At 44.1% G+C, this 16,925-nt stretch carries 19 protein-coding genes; 6 read left to right on the forward strand and 13 right to left on the reverse strand.

What is annotated here, in order from left to right; all coding sequences use genetic code 11:
• Positions 1-171: 171 nt before the first annotated feature.
• The 3 genes from H6G89_RS07625 to H6G89_RS07635 all read right to left on the reverse strand — a co-directional run bounded on the left by H6G89_RS07625 (position 172) and on the right by H6G89_RS07635 (position 3,010).
• Positions 172-1,323, reverse strand: coding sequence for a DNA topoisomerase IB (locus H6G89_RS07625; RefSeq protein ID WP_190504706.1), 1,152 nt, complete (start codon positions 1,321-1,323; stop codon positions 172-174).
• 276 nt (positions 1,324-1,599) lie between these two features.
• Complete coding sequence (locus H6G89_RS07630; protein WP_190504707.1) at positions 1,600-1,959, reverse strand: BON domain-containing protein; 360 nt, start codon at positions 1,957-1,959, stop codon at positions 1,600-1,602.
• Positions 1,960-2,170: 211 nt separating this feature from the next.
• Positions 2,171-3,010, reverse strand: coding sequence for a DUF3891 family protein (locus H6G89_RS07635; RefSeq protein WP_199336576.1), 840 nt, complete (start codon positions 3,008-3,010; stop codon positions 2,171-2,173).
• Positions 3,011-3,343: 333 nt separating this feature from the next.
• Here H6G89_RS07635 and H6G89_RS36220 point away from each other — a divergent pair, with 333 nt between their 5' ends.
• Positions 3,344-3,640, forward strand: a complete 297-nt coding sequence (locus H6G89_RS36220; RefSeq protein ID WP_309229696.1) for a hypothetical protein — start codon at positions 3,344-3,346, stop codon at positions 3,638-3,640.
• Positions 3,641-3,790: 150 nt separating this feature from the next.
• Here the strand turns inward: H6G89_RS36220 and H6G89_RS07645 are convergent, their stop codons facing one another.
• The 3 genes from H6G89_RS07645 to H6G89_RS07655 form a co-directional block, all read right to left on the reverse strand.
• Positions 3,791-4,039 carry a hypothetical protein gene (locus tag H6G89_RS07645; protein ID WP_190504708.1) on the reverse strand — a complete coding sequence of 83 codons (249 nt, stop codon included), beginning with the start codon at positions 4,037-4,039 and terminating at the stop codon, positions 3,791-3,793.
• A 69-nt stretch (positions 4,040-4,108) separates the two neighbouring features.
• Entirely contained in the window at positions 4,109-4,495 is a 387-nt protein-coding gene (locus H6G89_RS07650; RefSeq protein WP_190504709.1) for a BON domain-containing protein, read from the reverse strand.
• Between the two features lie 65 nt (positions 4,496-4,560).
• Positions 4,561-5,061 carry a general stress protein gene (locus H6G89_RS07655; RefSeq protein ID WP_190504710.1) on the reverse strand — a complete coding sequence of 167 codons (501 nt, stop codon included), beginning with the start codon at positions 5,059-5,061 and terminating at the stop codon, positions 4,561-4,563.
• 1,046 nt (positions 5,062-6,107) lie between these two features.
• On the opposite strand from H6G89_RS07655, the gene H6G89_RS07660 reads away from it, so the two are divergent.
• Positions 6,108-6,362 (forward strand): ChaB family protein, encoded by a 255-nt coding sequence (locus H6G89_RS07660; protein ID WP_190504711.1) that lies wholly within the window; start codon positions 6,108-6,110, stop codon positions 6,360-6,362.
• Positions 6,363-6,659: 297 nt separating this feature from the next.
• Here the strand turns inward: H6G89_RS07660 and H6G89_RS07665 are convergent, their stop codons facing one another.
• The 5 genes from H6G89_RS07665 to H6G89_RS07685 form a co-directional block, all read right to left on the reverse strand.
• Positions 6,660-7,046, reverse strand: coding sequence for a DUF4112 domain-containing protein (locus H6G89_RS07665; RefSeq protein WP_190504712.1), 387 nt, complete (start codon positions 7,044-7,046; stop codon positions 6,660-6,662).
• Positions 7,047-7,049: 3 nt separating this feature from the next.
• Positions 7,050-7,403 (reverse strand): hypothetical protein, encoded by a 354-nt coding sequence (locus H6G89_RS07670; protein ID WP_190504713.1) that lies wholly within the window; start codon positions 7,401-7,403, stop codon positions 7,050-7,052.
• Between the two features lie 175 nt (positions 7,404-7,578).
• On the reverse strand, positions 7,579-8,859 hold the full coding sequence (locus H6G89_RS07675; RefSeq protein WP_190504714.1) for a cation:proton antiporter: 1,281 nt from the start codon (positions 8,857-8,859) through the stop codon (positions 7,579-7,581).
• A 123-nt stretch (positions 8,860-8,982) separates the two neighbouring features.
• A complete protein-coding gene (locus H6G89_RS07680) occupies positions 8,983-9,891 on the reverse strand; it encodes a YihY/virulence factor BrkB family protein (RefSeq protein ID WP_190504715.1) in 909 nt (302 codons plus the stop codon).
• Positions 9,892-9,980: 89 nt separating this feature from the next.
• Positions 9,981-11,012 carry a hemerythrin domain-containing protein gene (locus H6G89_RS07685; protein ID WP_190504716.1) on the reverse strand — a complete coding sequence of 344 codons (1,032 nt, stop codon included), beginning with the start codon at positions 11,010-11,012 and terminating at the stop codon, positions 9,981-9,983.
• A 320-nt stretch (positions 11,013-11,332) separates the two neighbouring features.
• Here H6G89_RS07685 and H6G89_RS07690 point away from each other — a divergent pair, with 320 nt between their 5' ends.
• The 3 genes from H6G89_RS07690 (at position 11,333) to H6G89_RS07700 (ending at position 13,807) form a co-directional block, all read left to right on the forward strand.
• Positions 11,333-11,857 (forward strand): rhodanese-like domain-containing protein, encoded by a 525-nt coding sequence (locus tag H6G89_RS07690; RefSeq protein ID WP_190504717.1) that lies wholly within the window; start codon positions 11,333-11,335, stop codon positions 11,855-11,857.
• A gap of 976 nt (positions 11,858-12,833) precedes the next feature.
• Complete coding sequence (locus H6G89_RS07695) at positions 12,834-13,313, forward strand: TspO/MBR family protein (protein ID WP_190504718.1); 480 nt, start codon at positions 12,834-12,836, stop codon at positions 13,311-13,313.
• A 95-nt stretch (positions 13,314-13,408) separates the two neighbouring features.
• Complete coding sequence (locus H6G89_RS07700; RefSeq protein ID WP_190504719.1) at positions 13,409-13,807, forward strand: PPC domain-containing DNA-binding protein; 399 nt, start codon at positions 13,409-13,411, stop codon at positions 13,805-13,807.
• On the opposite strand, the gene H6G89_RS07705 is transcribed toward H6G89_RS07700, so the two are convergent.
• On the reverse strand, positions 13,804-14,271 hold the full coding sequence (locus H6G89_RS07705) for a hypothetical protein (protein ID WP_190504720.1): 468 nt from the start codon (positions 14,269-14,271) through the stop codon (positions 13,804-13,806). The genes H6G89_RS07700 and H6G89_RS07705 overlap by 4 nt on opposite strands.
• 369 nt (positions 14,272-14,640) lie before the next feature.
• Between H6G89_RS07705 and H6G89_RS07710 the strand changes: the two genes are divergently transcribed.
• Positions 14,641-15,282 (forward strand): hypothetical protein, encoded by a 642-nt coding sequence (locus H6G89_RS07710; RefSeq protein WP_190504721.1) that lies wholly within the window; start codon positions 14,641-14,643, stop codon positions 15,280-15,282.
• A 134-nt stretch (positions 15,283-15,416) separates the two neighbouring features.
• Here the strand turns inward: H6G89_RS07710 and H6G89_RS07715 are convergent, their stop codons facing one another.
• Positions 15,417-16,457 carry a DUF2382 domain-containing protein gene (locus H6G89_RS07715; protein ID WP_190504722.1) on the reverse strand — a complete coding sequence of 347 codons (1,041 nt, stop codon included), beginning with the start codon at positions 16,455-16,457 and terminating at the stop codon, positions 15,417-15,419.
• Between the last annotated feature and the right edge of the window lie 468 nt (positions 16,458-16,925).

Consider the following 16,925-nt stretch of genomic DNA (forward strand, 5'->3'; position numbering starts at 1 on the left):
GATCTGCGTCAGTTCATCAAAACCCCCGCATCTTCTAGAGTCCATGTCGGCAGAGTTGGCTCTGATAGCCACGGATTCATTCATCAGACTCTTAAGCCGACCTGACGTTCGTTAAAAATCCGCTAAAAATCCCCGATTTCTTCAAGAAACCGGGGATTTTATCTGTCAACGTCATAATTGTTGCTCTAAGAGTGCCAAAACAGCCTGTTCTTCGCGTCGTAGGCCAAAGGGCGTTTCTTCTACACGGGCATCTTCCCACTGCTCCAGCAAGGGAATGAGGGTTCCCTCCGAGTAAGCCTCAAGGACTGCCGGATGCACATAATATTTACGGCAGGTTGCAGGGCGATTGCCGAGCTTTTCAGCAACGTTTTTGATCGCTTGTGTGATGTTTTTCTTTGCCTCAGTTTGAGAACTGGCTGTTCCCAAATCCTTCAGCTCTAAGGCAGCTTGTACTGTTCCTGACCAGGTTCTAAAGTCTTTGGCTGTAAAATCCTCTCCTGTGATGCTTCGCAGGTAGGAGTTAACATCTCCAGAGTGAATCGTTTGTCGCTGACCATCCTCATCGATGTATTGAAACAACTCGTGTCCGGGAATGTCCTGACAACGCTTGACGATCTTAGCTAAACGGCGATCGCTTAATTCAATGTCATGCTCGACCCCACTTTTACCCCGGAATTGAAACTTGACCTGGCTCCCTGAAAACGAAACGTGATCATCTCGCATGGTGGTCAACCCGAAGGAGCTATTTTTCACGGCATATTCGTCATTGCCGACTCGAATGTGGGTTTTCTCTAACAGTTGAACAACTGTGGCTAAGACCTTTTCGCGCGGTAAATTGGATAACTGCAAATGGCGATCAGTTTGCTCCCGAACTTTAGGTAACACTAAACCAAACGCAACCATCCGATTAAATTTGTTTTGATTGCGATGTCCACGCCAATCAGGGTGATAGCGATACTGCTTGCGTCCCTTCGCGTCGTATCCGGTTGCCTGTAAGTGTCCATGAGAGAGGGTACAGATCCAAACGTTTTTCCAGGCAGGTGGAATGACCAATGATTTGATACGGGCTAAAGTATCGCGATCGCACACGCGACTGCCATCTGCGTCGTAGTAACAAAATCCTCGACCTGATGCTTTGCGCTGGATTCCCGGAACTGTATCGGTAACGTAGTGCAATCCAGCTTTTTCAGCAGATTGAATTGGGTCAGTAACAACTGCAAGTTCGAGTCGTGCGTGAAGCGAATTTTTCTTTTTAGCAGCGGTCTTATGAGAAGTAGCTTTATTAGAAGTCTTCTTAGAAGCAGTCTTAGCAGTACTTGCCATTGATGTAAATTTCAAGACTAAAAGCCTAAAGTCCCCCTTAAATAAAGAGGGATTTAAGGGGGTCACAACATTATCAAACCTGGTCAGAATCAAACTTGATGAGATGAATAGATCTACAACACATTCACCCCAGGCTCAATTCATGCAACTACGAATCGTGGATTTAATAAATTCGCACACTGTACGGGTGGTTTTAGCAAATCAATTTGCACGCTGCAATGGATTTGGCAGCAAAACCTGCCCCGGCTAACTATCGAACTTATTTAATTCCCGTTCCTATGCAACTTCAACTTGGGCTGTATCAACCGCTGTAGCACCATTGACACCACGAGCGATTGACACCATTTTGTTCAACAGTTCCCGGTTAGGAACTTTGCCTTTAAGAACAACGGTGCTGCCCGTTTGAGCGACATACAGAGTGTCGATGTCATCTACCGTTGAGTCTTCGTCAAAGGCTAACGCAACGCGCTTTGCTAAACCACTTTCGTCATACTCACCATTCAGACCCATTCTTTCGGGAGGAACAGATTGACCTGCATTGCTAGGTGCAGCAGTTGCCGTTCCTCGGCTTGCCGTAGCAGGTTGCTGACCGCCTTGAGGTTTTTTAACTCCAAATAGTCGTTGTAACCAAGACATAGATTACTCCTTGTCAAACTTCATTTTTCTAGTGTTTTACAGAATCAAAACTTCAAACAAAATTTCAAAGCTTTGTTGCTGTCAGCGAACTTGATGCTGAGTTCAAGCTCTAACACTTATCATTGTGTGTTTACAAACACTAAAAATGCTCTGTCTAACTACGTAACTTATTAAACTAATTAGTCTGGCTGAAGAAGCAAATGGACTTGATTTATTGTTTAACGAAAGTCCATTCCACAATCTGTATGGGTGCTTCTTGAAGTGCTTTTGTCAGAGCCTCATTACTTTCAAATTTTAACTCTGATAGGCGACAAGCTTCTACATTTACCGTAAATTGTTCCTCCTCAAAAGGCCATGGTTCAACAGTTACTCGCTCATCTGCAAGTTGCCGTACGTCATAGCGTTGACCATCAATACCAGAAGTAATTTCTAATGCACGCTGAGCAGCAGGCAATTGATTTTGTGCCAGGATCAGTGAGAGGCGATCGCACCACCGCATAAATTGATAAGCTCGATCAGCATCGTCTTTTTTGATGCCTAACCCTTTGCGCCATTCCTCTTGATGTTTAATCTGTTCATCTAAAAACTGATCCCATTCCGGTGACTTGCCAGGCTTATCTTGATTTAGAAAACAAACATGCATAGAAACGAGCATCGCGACCCATCGCCCCCGATAGCGAGCACCTGCAACTAAATCAGATAACACTGGAATGCTGGAGTTGATATCAGGCGATCGCTTATCCACCGTGAAATCAAGGGGTGCGCCTGCCTCAGTTAAATGATTGCCCTCCCATTCACGTTCCAGATCATCGTGATGAGAAATCGCTGCCAGGGTTTCATATAAACGCAACGGAGCGTTAGAACGTTTCCACTGACCTGCCAATTGGGCGGCAAGCAACGCATGAGCACGATGATAAATAATCTGCCAACCGGAATCAGTCAAATGGACAATCACAGCTAATGTTCCCCATATGTCAAAAGTCTCTGCTCGCAAGGTAATGGTTACTTTTGGCGATCGTCCTCGTTCTTCAGGCAGAAGATAACCAGCCATACCAGCGACAGAATAAAGATTCGCTCATTCGATAGAGTCGAGAGAACAAGAGAATTTGAGAGCCTGTGAGCGATGTCGTGATATAAAAACTGTGAAAACATATGTTGGGTAGCAATCAACTGAGAACAGCCGGACTATTAGGCTTATTGAGTGGAGTTTTAGTTTTAGCTGGTTATTATTGGCTGGGTAATGAGCAGGGACTTTATTTAGGTCTGGCATTCGCAGGATTAAGCAGCTTCGGCTCCTGGTATAGCGATCCTAAATCGTTTGTGAAAGTGCCCGCCCTTTGGGCGGGCACTTTCACAAACAGCTTTTTTCACAAATCAAATAGGATTGCTATATTACTCCGATAAAGCTGCACTAGCCGCTTATCAGACACAACCCCTGCAACGAGAACAAGCCCCGGAATTGTTTGATATGGTGGCACGCCTGAGCGATCGCGCTGGAATTCCAATGCCCAAGCTGTTTGTAGTACCCACCAAATCTCCCAACGCCTTCGCGACAGGACGTGACCTAAATCATGCCGCAGAAGGGTTACAGTCCCTCTTTCGGACTCATCCCTCCACTCAGGAGCGTATTCAACGATTGCTGCAATTGGCAGGGCAACAACGCACTCCTGCAACGGTTTAATCGAAAGGGGGTCAACGCACCTGATGCCAATTCAATGGCTCAAAGCTACAGACTGACCCCTTTCAACCCTTTATCCCGTTTCTATAAATTTGGCTACACATTCATCTTCTGACCTGGCTTGTGCTGGGGTTGATCCTCCCTAACCCTACGTTAACTGGTAAGTCCTGTGAGGATAAAAATGGGTTGTGGAACGGGACTTGGAATGGGCTGTGGAATAGGACTCGGTACAGGTTGTGGAATGGGACTTGGCACAGGCTCAGGTGCCGGATCAGGAATGGGTTCTGGAACAGGACTGGGAATCGGCTCAGGGGCAGGACCCGGAATGGGTGCTGGTGCATCGGGGGGAGTCGGTTCTGGGTCAAATCCAGATCGTCTGGAAAAATTGCCGGGAGAATGCATAGAAAAGGCTTGCATAGTCATGAGTTGAGATTGCATTAGAACTACTGGGGCGATCGCGATGACTCTGACTCAAGCAACCGTGACCCGATTCACATCGACTGTATCGGTGCCATCAACTGCACTGACAACTTCAACGATACGTGACAAAACTGATGCGTCAGCAACCTGCCCTTTTAGAGCGATCGCCCGTCCGATTTGAATAATTTCCAGAGTTTTGAGATCGTCAATGATGGGGTCGTGATCGAGAGCCAGGGCGACTCGTTTGGCCAATCCACATGGGTCATATTCACCTTCTAGCCCCATGCATTCGGGTGGAGGAGGTGGAGTGTGTATTCCTGCTTTTTCCCGCAATTCCCAGTCATACTGTCCTGTTAAACCAGGCTCCATAGATTTTGCTAACGTTTGCTCACCCTGGTCAGAGGATTCTTGAACTGAGATCCGTTCCAGCCAACTCATAAATGACCTTCCTTGTGTTTGATACACGGTAGTGCTCTAACGTAATGGGTGTGGGCAGCCAAATGCTAAACCTGAATGTCAGGTTGACCTAAAGCCTCCTTCGCTCGGTAAGCTTCCTCCGCCGTACCATTCAACATGACGATGTAAATTCGTGTGAGTGACTCTCGATTACCCCCAGAAACGGTATGGGGAACGTTATTACCTGCCAGAGCAGCCATTAAACCGACTGCAACCAGACCCACGACGACACAAATGCCTGTAACCCAAGAAAATGAGGATGCTGGAGTAGCCCCATCAGTAGTGGATAAATAGCGTGATGTGAGGCTAAAAAATGTACCAACTAATGCCCCCAAGACAGAACCTGCGATCGCTCCTCCGATAGCACTTCTGCCAACTTGAGACTGTTGCATGGATGGGTTTGGATCGGAGTCCTGTGTGACAACAGAAATTTGATCCTGTGAAAACCCCTGAGTTTCCAACGTGTGGCGTGCAGCTTGAATTTCTGCTTGAGTGTGAAATACTCCAACAGGACGCTGAAGCGTTGTAGCAGTATTTTGATCAACCATTGCTCTGTTCTCAATGATTCATTTAGCTGATTTTTAAGAGAAGGTCTGGAAAAGCCTTCAGATCCTTTCCTTCCCGTCGTTTTTAAGCAAAGGGAGAACTCGCTTAAAAGTTCCCCGCTTAAGAGGGATTGAGCTTTGTCTGAAAGCACGATATTGACTTGTCAAGGGTTCTCTAAGACTTTGAACTTACTAAAAATTTAGTCAAATCATTCATATATCGAACTTCTAAAGCTAGATAAGAGCATTGAACTCATATCAAAACTCTATTCGTTGTAGATAGAGTACGAAACTTTTGTTTACACATTCATTACTTCAATAAACTGAAGTTGTGTTCTAGGTAACTCCATTTGATTGACTGACTTTGAGTGTATGGAGCATCGGCTTAATCCTCATCCGGCAAAGGTCATAGTTAGCACAAAAGAGATAGTTTAATAGCTTCTGAGATACATAGCTCGTTACAGAAAAGAATTTGATCCGGTTGACATTAAAAGTAAACCTTCCCTATTAACGCACTGAGAACCAGATCCAGAGTGGAGACATAAAAGTTAAGAGATTATCACATTTAGGTACGACTAAAGACAGATATTTCTTGGGGATCAAGTTCGTTAAGCTGCATTGTGCAAGGTGATTGAGTACTAAATACACCAGTTTTTATTAAAGAGTTAAGCATTGAGGTTTCCTATGAATGAGTGCCCATGTTGTTCAAATCAACTATTACGGCATGTTCGACTTCAAGAAATTTATTGGTTTTGTCCTTCCTGTCGCCAAGAGATGCCAAATTTAAGCTTTTCTTTAGGATTAGCTGAGATTTCAAATACTAACTTTACGACCCTAAAAGTTCAAAATGCGCTGCGATAGAAAAATTACATAACAACCCTCTTGAGCACACCTGATTCACTTAACATAGCTGAACTAGTTGACATTAAGGAAATTTGAATTTTCAGTTTCTATTAACAGCCTCTATCAATAGAAAGAGGTGTTGATGAATACATCTTCATAACATAAATTTCATGCTCACCAATAAAAACCTTTTTAGGAGGACATTTATGCCATATCAATCTATTGAGAGCTTGCCCCAGGAAATTAAGCAGAATTTGCCTCAAGGTGCTCAACAGGTATTTTTAGCTGCTTTTAACAGTGCTGAGTCAGACGGATTAAGCCAGGAAGGTGCTACACAGGTTGCTTGGAACAGTGTTAGAGCGGAATATAGCCAGGAGCAAAATGGTCAATGGGCGCATAAAAACGATGACAGAGATGATGCAGTGGATACAAGCCCACTAGGCAGTATGCACGCTAGTTAATGTGGCGATCGCGTCCACTTTGCACACTTAATATACCTCTACAACTACAACTTCGTGTCTTGTAAGTTGGTACGAACATTGCCACAGGCAATTCGCTGTTTCAGAAACATCTGTTATGAGAGGTCTACTTTAACACAGCGATGGTTTATGAGAGCCTTATGTTCAGGCTTTCATAAACCATTATTTTACAAGTATGATTTTGTCAGTCTTATTTGACTATGGCCATAGCCACATTCGATGGGACGTAGGTGAGTTAGGAAGCTCTCCCAGCATTGGGTTTGAACCGTTGCCCTTGCCTTAAGCTTTTTGACCAAAGCTAGACAACCTCCAGTCAGCATCCGATTTCTCAAGATGGGCTTCTAACAGGGCTAAATTTCGAATGTTTGACTTATAAGCTGCGTCAAATAAATCGCCTAACAAAGGAACTGTCCCAACAACAGCTTCCAGGGCAATGTTAAAAATCATCTTCTGCCAAAGCTCAGATGGAAGTTTAAACCGTGCAGCCAGAAATAAAATATAGGCTGAAAACGCGGTGGAAGCAATATCTCCCGCACCTGGAATCAAGCCAATAATTGGATCGAGTCCAACCCGAAACCCTAATCCAGGAATCCGAATGGAGTTATCCATCAATCGGCTTAAGGTGCGGATGCGCTTCAGAGTTGCTAATTTTTCCAGTTTATTCATAGTCTACTGAGATAGGTTTTCAGTCGTTTGTTTAACTCGTTGTCTGGCTTGTGCCTCATAGTCAGGAATAGAGTTGTCGAGTTGCCCTGAGTTATCACTTGCTCCCTGACCTTTTGTTTTTGGATAAACGGGGGCTGTAATTTTTTCACGCAGTTCTCGGACACTTTTAATTTCACCCAATTCATCAACCTCTTGAGTGGGTTCTTCAGCCTGACCCTGAACTCGTTCAAAAGCGTAGCGACTCACTGGTTTCGTATCTTCTTGTTGCATCGTTGTTCCTGCATTAGCTTGCCAACCCATAGGCTGATAAAACGCAGGAGCCATCGCAGTGGCGATCGCTAAACAGACAACCGTCACAACCTTTAAACCAGTACTGATCAAATTCTCAAATCTTTGTTTCACTGTAGTTTTATCCCCGGTTTCGATCACTCTTTGAGTCAACGATATTTAACAGTAAGGGGTTATTGCTTCTCTCCGGGGCTAGAAGCCTAAATTGAGCTGTTAAATTGCATCCTGTTAAAAGATCGGTGAATTACTCGATGTTTTCTTCGATGTGGTCAATCTTTCCGGTTTGTCTTTCACTGATATGACGTTCATACCATTTCATTAATGGGGTTGCAGTCACTCCATGGAGCATAACGGAAATGATGATAGTTAAATAAGTAATCCAACCCAGTTGGGCTGCTAAATCCTCTGGTAGTCCATGACCAAAGGCATAGGATAAATAGTAGAGCGAGCCTACACCCCGGATGCCAAACCAGCCAAAAAGTAAGCGGGTGGCAGGATGTAAGTAGTTATTATTTTTAATTGAGATTGTACTGAGCCAAGCCCCAATTGGGCGAATGATAAAAATCAGTGTTCCTGCGATTAAAAGGGCACTACCAAAGTGTTGAGTAATAGGCTCTACTCGCAATAATGCTCCGATCAGTAAGATCGTTCCTACTTCCAGTAGCTTTTCAATGCGTTCAATAAACTCTAATTGTGAAATTTGTTGCTCCAGATCGGGAGATTTTCGCCGTATTGTCAGACCTGTCACAAAAACAGCTAAGAACCCGTAACCATTGACTATTTCTGTTAAGGAATAGCTTAAAAGGATGGTAGCTAACGCGAGGAAATCTTCCATTCCTTCTTCAATAGTCGGAACTTTTTTAGGTATTCGATGACTTAACCAGGTAATTCCTTTTGCAACGGCATATCCAACACCAATACCAGCCGCGATCCCCCAAATTAAGTCAATTGCTACCCAATTTCTAAACCAATTGTCTAGATTTTGATCCTCCAACCAATAAAGCCCAAAATATACAAAGGGAAAAGCTAAGGCATCATTTAAGCCTCCCTCTGATGTTAAGCCAAATCGTAATTCATCGCGGTCGTCGGCATGAACAAGTTGTACTTCTGACGCAAGGACAGGATCAGTTGGGGCTAAAATAGCCCCCAATAGAATTGCGGCTCCCCAGTTTAATCCCAGAAGCCAGTGCCCCACAAAAGCAGTGGCAAGGATTGAGAATGGCATTAAAAAACCGATCAGTCGAACCGTCGAATCCCATATCCAAATTCGTAAGGGGCGGTTCATTTTTAAGCCACAACTATAGAGTGAAATCAGAACAACAAATTCCGTTAATCGCTCAACAAATCCAGTATCAGGCTTAACTTGAATTAAGTTAACTCCGTATGGACCTAAAATAACCCCAACAATTAAATAAATTAAGGCATAGGACAAAGGGAGACGGGCAATCCAACCGGAACCAAGCGTTATTACAAGTAGTAATAAACCAATGACGAGTAGATCAAGAATGTATATGCTGACGGGCATGAGAAGGAATCTCGATTGAGTGGAAGTTTGACATAGAATCCGATTGAATCTTTACTGCAAAGACCGAACATCTACGTTCCCTGAACTGAGGTGCGATCGCTATCAAGTGCTACAGGTTCGAGTCTATTCAGCTAATGGTTGGACTTGAGAACCATATCGACGGGCATAGACCTGGGTAAATTCAGCTCCAAAGAAAAGAATCTGAATGGAGTAATAGATCCAAGCTAAAAGAATGACCAAAGACCCTGCGGCTCCGTAAGTCGAACCAAAACTGCTATTTCCTAAATAAAGCCCAATGAGATGCCGACCAATTGAAAAAAGAATCGAGGTGATGATCGCTCCAATCCAAACATCATGCCACGTTACACTAACATCAGGCAGATATTTATAAATTAGAGCAAAGAGTATAGTAGTTACTAAAAATGAGAGGAAGATGTTAATCACTTGCCATAAAAGATCAAATCCTGGCAGTAAACCTGAAGCAAAGGTATTAACAGCAGATAATGCAGCACTAATGACTAAGGAGACTAACAATAAAAACCCAATACTGAGAACGACAGCAAATGACATTGCTCGCTTTCGGACAACGTTACTTATTCCCTGTTGAGTCTGTGGATCAACATCCCAAATTGTGTTTAATGACTCCTGAAGTTGTACAAATACTCCAGATGCACCAAAGATTAAGACAGCAATACTAATTAAAGACGCGATAATACTAGTATTAGAGCCTGGGCGATGAGAGTTTTCTAAAGCGGTTTGGATGACAGTTGCTCCATCAGTGCCCACTAACCCTTTGATCTGCCCAACAATTTCACCTCGGGCAGCTTCTTCACCAAAAAAGAAACCTGCAACTGCAATGACAATAATAAGTAGAGGGGCGAGTGAAAAGACTGTGTAATAGGCAAGTGCAGCCGCCATTTGAGATGCTTTATCGTCATTCCATTCGGCAAATGTTTCCCTTAAAAGCCTCCACGCTTTTTTCACACTGTGCTCCTTTTCTATAGCGGTATTTGTTACTTTAGACTCTGTCATAGTGTTGTCACATCTATGAGGCAGGAAAGCATTACGCTCTCCTACCTCACTGTTAACTCACTACTGCAATTTCAGTGGAAAATCACAAACTAAGCCATTCTAGTTTGCAATTGCTTCTTAGCTTCCTTAAACTGAGTTGCCAGTTGTTCCTGTTGTGCAGTAGAGCAATTGTTGCGGATAGCCGCGAACATGGTGCTCTCTTCCTGACGAACGTGATCCATCACGATGTCTTTGAGCTGATTCACTTTTGCTTTGAACTCAGGTGCCGCAGGGCTGGTTGCTTTAATTTCTTCCAGCAATACTTTCATCTGAGCTTGCTCGTCGTACAGTTCCTGAGTGTCACCTTCGCCATAGAACGAACGAATAGCAGGATAAACGACTTGCTCTTCAGCTTGAGCGTGAACACTCAAATCCTTGTAGATCTGCCCGAAGTATTCCTGAATCTTCTGGGGATTGTCACTTTGAGCAATTTCTGTAAACAGAACGTTCACCTTCTGGTGATCCATGCGGATCACATCTTGAACGTTCATGTCGCTCTTGTCAGATGCTTGAGTAACGGCACTGCCAAATACGCCTGTCAGAGCAGCAACGGCATCCTGTACTCGTCCCCATACACCTTGATCAGGCTCTTGACCTGTCAACTCACGAGTGCCAAGAACTTCTAAAACACCTTTGAGTTGCTCTTGATGAGCACGGTTTTCAAAGTTAACTGTGTTGAGCGGAGTGATAGCTGCTTCGATATCAGCACCTACAACCTGAGCAGATTTGTGAACGATCAAACCCGACATAACCTGTCCATGCTTGAGCAGTTCGTGCTGAACCATCTTTTCATAGAAAGACAATTGAGAACCGTGCATCAAGTTTTTGACTTGATCAATCATTTGCTGGATGGTTTCTTTGGGTTGTGCTTGAATACCATATTGAGTAATAACAGTATCAATTACACCCAAGTTTTTCCGATCATCTTCCAGCATATCTTCGAGGCGATCGCGAATATCTCCATCGCTGCATTCTTGAATAAATTGCTGTTCATTCTCAATCAACAGATTTTGAACAGCTTTTATGCTTGCTAATTTTTCAGCAATTGCAGCACGCTTCGCGTCGTTTAATGTTGCAACCATGTCGTGTTCTCCCTAAGACTTTGCTGTGTGTACGACTTTAACGGTTACACAACCCATTATGAAGTTAATCGTTCCTGAGATGGAAATCTAACTATTGGTCACTCTACCAAGAGAAGGGGTAAGTTTTTGTTATGTTATATAGGGTTGCTGACAGCAATAGTAGTCATAATTATGGGCGAATAAATAATTGATTAAAATACTTTCAGAAGAATTTTAGAAGTATTTTTCAGTATTTAAATTGTGGATTCTAACTCGGGAAAGAGTAATTTCGAGTGTAAATTACTATATTCTGCAATGGATTGAATGGAGTTTAATCTTATATGGAAAATATTGAAAATTTGGACAAAAAAGTAGATGACACGGTGGAAGGTGCCGTTGTATCTGCGAAAGAAACGGTAACAAGTCCTCTTCCTAAACCTCCTTCGCTAGAAACTAAATCTCCTGCTGGAGATCTCAAAAATCGTCTTGAATGGGGCGAACCAGCATTGACCATTATTGATGTGCGCGATCGCGTTGCATTCAATCAGGGTCACATCATGGGTGCTGTTTCTATGCCAATTGATAAGGTTGCTGAATTAGCACAAGCTAGCATTCAAACCAAGCGCGACATCTATGTTTATGGAGACACAGATGCTGTAACGGCTCAAGCTGCATCAGAGTTGCGCAATGCAGGCTTTATCAATGTGGCTGAATTGGAAGGTGGACTGGTTGCCTGGAAGGAAATCGGTGGACCAACGGAAGGAACTGAAGAAATTACTCATCCGGGTTCAGATGCTTACAATGTGGTATCTCGTTTAGCTCATCATCGAGAACTACAACACCAAATGGAAGAGCAAAAACAATAGCATTCAAAGCTGTTTTTGTACTGACCACTTGCTACGTATCTACGTTGATTTCTCATTCACCTGATGATGCTGAGTACTGCTTTCATAGATAGGGTTTGAAAATAAAACTAGGGAGTGTGGGGCTGCGCCTCCAGTCAGGGGTTCATCCCTACACCCCAAATTTCCATCTCTACTGACGATAAGTTGTACTTAGTCCTGTTTCCTAACATGTCTTTTTTAGAAGTGTTAGAAAACTTCAATACCTAGTTCAGATTCCCCCCAAATCCCTGACTGCCTGACAAATCTTTGATGCTTGGCGATTGAAATCGCAGCTATAAGAGCAAAACCCGCCGATGCGGGTTACAGAAAACCTGGATGCATTCAGTCCGCGTCGGCGGACTTCGATCGGATAGGCGCGAATTCCATTCGCCAGCTACAGCCGGGAATATCAAGGGTTTCAGAACTTTTGTCAGTCAATCAGCCCAAATCCTCGCTAAGGACATTTGGCGAAGTTCAGTCGAGTTAGGGACTTTAAATGGTTTGGCTCCCTCCTTTTTAGGTTACTGTGTACACAAATCTCTGATTGCTTCCAAATTAGGTGCATGGTTGTTTCAAGCGTTTGAAAACCAGGCATTGGGGAATTCTTCCCCCAAACCCCCTAGCAGAAGGTGTTTCGGTCTACCCGAAAGCGCGCTTCGCATCGGTTCCAAGTACGGATGTTTCTGGTTAGGGCAAGATCCTTGACAAAGGCTTAAAGGTCTCTAAGACTAAGGAGTTTAGGGGTCTGAGAGGACTTATGTGTATACGGTAGAGGTATGGGGGGAATCGTGTTGGAGGTTCTCCAAAGCTGAGGAATTAAGGGAATCGCTAGACTGTGCAAGTGTAGTCTGTTGGTCTGAGAATGGCTGTAAATCACTCGATCACAAGCAAAAGATAGACCAACTGGATGCGTAGTGACTTGACACGATCTTGAGTATTTAATTAGAAGAATTACAGAATGTCTATTAAACCGTGGATGGTTATCTTTGGTATCACCATCCTAATTGCAATGGGTAGCATTTTTATTCGCCCAAAAGACATCCCCTGGGAGAAGCGTCTCGATCGCCCCAGATGGTTATTTTTTGAGCCGCTCATCCCTGTAATTTGGATGGTTGTTTTTCTGAGTGGGGCACTATCTGCAACCCTCGTATGGGAACAAGAACCCGGTAGTCTCAAAACCTGGAGCTTGATGGGGTTATACATTCTCACAGAGATTGTGACAACTGCCTATATTCCTGCTACGTTGCGATCGCGGAACTTAAAAGTTGGGTTGACTTTGGGGGCAATTGGCGTGGCTTTAGGGGTTGTGCTAACAGCGATGGTTTGGCAGATATCCGGTTCAGCTGCGGCTCTCATGTTGCCCTATCTAATCTGGAGTCCGGTTGGAACCTATGCTACGCAACAAATGATGGATCTCAATCCCGAAGCAACAACATAAGTTGTTGAATGGGAATGATGGAGTGAGTTTCTGATTGACGGGAATCTGTTGCTGTGTGAGAGTGAAAACTGAATGCGTATCGTAATCATTCAGTTATGAATGCTGTAGCATTGCGGCTGAAACCTCAGCAAGACTTAAAAATTGAACTGGATCGATTCATTCAGGAGCAGTGTGTTGATGCTGCCTGTATTCTCACCTGCGTTGGAAGTCTGACGCAGGTGAAACTGCGTTTTGCGAATCAAGCTAACGCGGCAGTCTATCAAGGGCACTTTGAAATTGTTTCTTTGGTGGGGGTTATGTCACAGCACGGCTCTCATTACCACATGGCGATCGCAGACAAGATGGGCTGTGTGCGTGGTGGGCATGTGCTCCCAGGTTGTCTGGTGTACACAACGGCTGAGATTATTGTGGGGATTTTGCCTCACCTGAAATTTCAGCGGGAATATGACCAGATGACAGGGTATAACGAGTTAGCAATTTACCCATCTAACTAGCGAGCGACTAGCACTGAAAATCGGAGTTCAAATGGTGGAAAAGCCCCATTTCTGACAGGCTGTCCTCTTAATATCAACTCATAACTCCCTGCACGGGGAAAGTTAATAGTCGCACCGGGAATACCCTCGTAACCTTCCTGGGAGACTGCCCTTAATGTGGGACGTTGAATAGGAGATTGCCCGGCTCTACGGGGCTGCGTATAAACGGCTAATTCACAACGACAGGCAGACAATGGAACATTTTGTCCATTCCTCGTGCGTAGGGCAAACCAGGTGAGAGCAGGTGTACCTGCACGGGGGTTATCATTTGGCTCAATATGCATCGTTCCACCGATGTTGCCAGAGATCTCGGTTTCGTGAGCTAATACTGTTAAGCCCGGTGTAGGTAACAGGCTACTAAGTCCTACGAGTGGAATTGCAATGCAAGTAGCTGTGAATAAGGAAAATATTAAAGGAACGTTCATAAAAAGCGATCGCGCATTATTGTTCTTGTTTAAGAATTATAAAGCACATTGGACATGGTCTTGGAATCATTTGTTAATGTGCTCTCTTAAAAACCTGACAACATAAACTTGAAAAGATTTAGTAAATAAGTAGAAAAGGAGTAGGTATTCTTGTTGCTCTAATGTTCTTAAAGGTTAAATAATGGCTTATTTACAGACATAAAAATATGTGAAAATAAAGCAGTCATAAACATAGAAAATTAATATTATTTGATCCCGGTTTTTCTACTTCCAAGGGGAGATGTGAGATTCCTATCTCTAATTCTAAAGTGAGGCAAACACACTGAAGAAGTGCTTTAACAACCTTGGAAATTGGAGATTTAGGAAGTTATGTCCTACACAGATAGACCAGCAGGAAGAGTCGTAGAGACTGCTCCTGCTGTTGCAGTTGCTGATTATCATGATCGAGTTCGTTGGGGTCCAATCTTAGCTGGATTAGTTATTGCTTTAAGTAGCCAGTTAGTATTAACAGGATTAGGTGCAGCGATTGGTTTAACAACGCTTGCAGGTTCTGGTGCGCCTCGTTCAAATGCAGGAGATGTAGGGCTGGGCGTTGGTATTTGGTCAATCATCAGTTTGCTAATTTCCTTGTTTCTCGGTGGCTGGGTTACGGCTCGCGCTTGTGGACCGATGAACCGTAGCACTGCCTTATTAAATGGTGCAATTTTATGGGCTACAACATTAGCCATTAGTGCTTGGTTGTTGGCAAGTGGTGTATCTGGTGCCTTTGGTGTTTTGGCTTCTAATGCTGGAGACATTATTAACCAGGCTCAGCAAAGCGGTGCTACTGTTCCTCCCGGTGTAACGGATCCAAACGTAACAGCCGATCAAGCTCGTGATGCGGCTGGAAATGCAGCGAAAGTCGGTTGGTCGTTTGCGTTGGGTTCTTTGTTGGGATTAGTAGCGTCTCTGGTAGGGGCTTCTGTTGGCACTCGTCATCCTCGTACGACGACTACTGTTGTGAATTCGTAATCAGGCGATCGCGCTAACAAAATGTAGCTGTCGCTAGCAACAACAAATAGGCGGTGGGACATAGCCCATCGCCTATTAATTCATGGTTGAAGATCGGGTTGAGGTTGCTGTTCAAATCGCTGATTCAAAACTCCTTAAGCATCGCTCATGAGATGAATTTGTACCCGCTTTGGAGAGTTAGGTTGAGTGGCGATCGCTCTCAAAAACTCAATGGCTGCTTCAGCTGACGAAAACTCGCTGCTCATAACCTTAGAGCCGGAGGTTGATAGCCCACCATCCGCCATTGCTGGCATTGTTTGCCCGGTTGAATGCAGCGTTTTGACCAACTCAATGTCATCCATCGCTCCATGGGACAGGTCAATTGAGGCAAGTTCTTTGTGTTCTGGGCTCACTTGTTCAACAATGAGCCTTTCACGCCGAATTGGGATTTCAACAATTTGCGTTTCAATAGTTTTGCGGACAATGACTTCTCCAACTTTCCGCTTTTGACGGTCAACAAACAACCGTTCTTCTAATAACCGGATAGTCTGCTCATCCAACACATCCGAGGTTGTCCGTAGAGATGATTGGTCAGATGCAGCCTGTTTAGGAACGCTCATTTGTTCCAGGCTAGGAACTGCCGCAGCCATAGAAGGTTCATCAGAAGTTTGAGCGACTGGAGCACCAACTGTTCTTGTCTGACTAGTAACCGTAGTAGTAGCAGGGCGCACCAGCTTGACCACTTGTGCCTCAAGGGGGGTCACAGATTCTAAAGCCATTGATGTTTCTAATGGAGCGGAGTCCTCAAGCACCAAAACTGTAGATCCGGTCACAGGAAGATCACTATGGGTTTGAGTGAATCGCTGTGTACTGGTTGAGTCCACAATGTGTTGATTTCTAACATCATAGGTGGGCAATTCTGCAACTTGAGTTGCATCTAAACCACTTAAATAAATGCATTCTCCTTGTAAATCAACCTGTGTTTGTCGGAGTGGAATGAGTACATGTTGAGATGCTTTTGGTGAGTGGATATCAGCAATTAAGTAGTGAAACTGTCCTGCATTATCGACCAAAGCATCGCTGACGTTGCCAATAGGTTGATTGTGATTTGAATAGATCTGAAATTGACGAATATCTTTCCCCCGAACAGTTCTACGATGTTGAGGATCTAATTCATTGAGTCTGAGAAGGGTCATACATTCCTCCAGAAATGCAGATTGGTTTGAGAAAACTGTAGTTTGGTGAAAGTGTGAAACTGTTGTAACGCTGGTTGATCGACAAAAGTTTTGAAACTCCTGATCTTCAGTTGTGGTTGGTGAATTGAGTTCGTGCTTATCCGATTGAAGTCTGACTACACGGATTGAGGTTTTGAACCTGCTTAGGCAGGTTTTGTTCTGGTAGCTGCGGTTTTAACTGCCACTCCCCTAAGCGTCAGATGCACCCATTGCTAAGTACAACTCGTCGTAAATAGGGGTGGGAATTCGGGGTGCAGGGGTTCCACCCCTGCACCCCGTCCTAACCAACCCTTCGGTTGCTATAGCGACTTTAAATTGCAAGATAACCCTCACTCCATGACAAAAGCTGAACAATGGAGTGAGGGTTTTGAGTTAGGCAATTGCTCTTACAGAACAACCTGATGATGGGCGTAGCCACTACAGGCTAGG

It is taken from the genome of Oscillatoria sp. FACHB-1407 (assembly GCF_014697545.1).
GTDB lineage: Bacteria > Cyanobacteriota > Cyanobacteriia > Elainellales > Elainellaceae > FACHB-1407.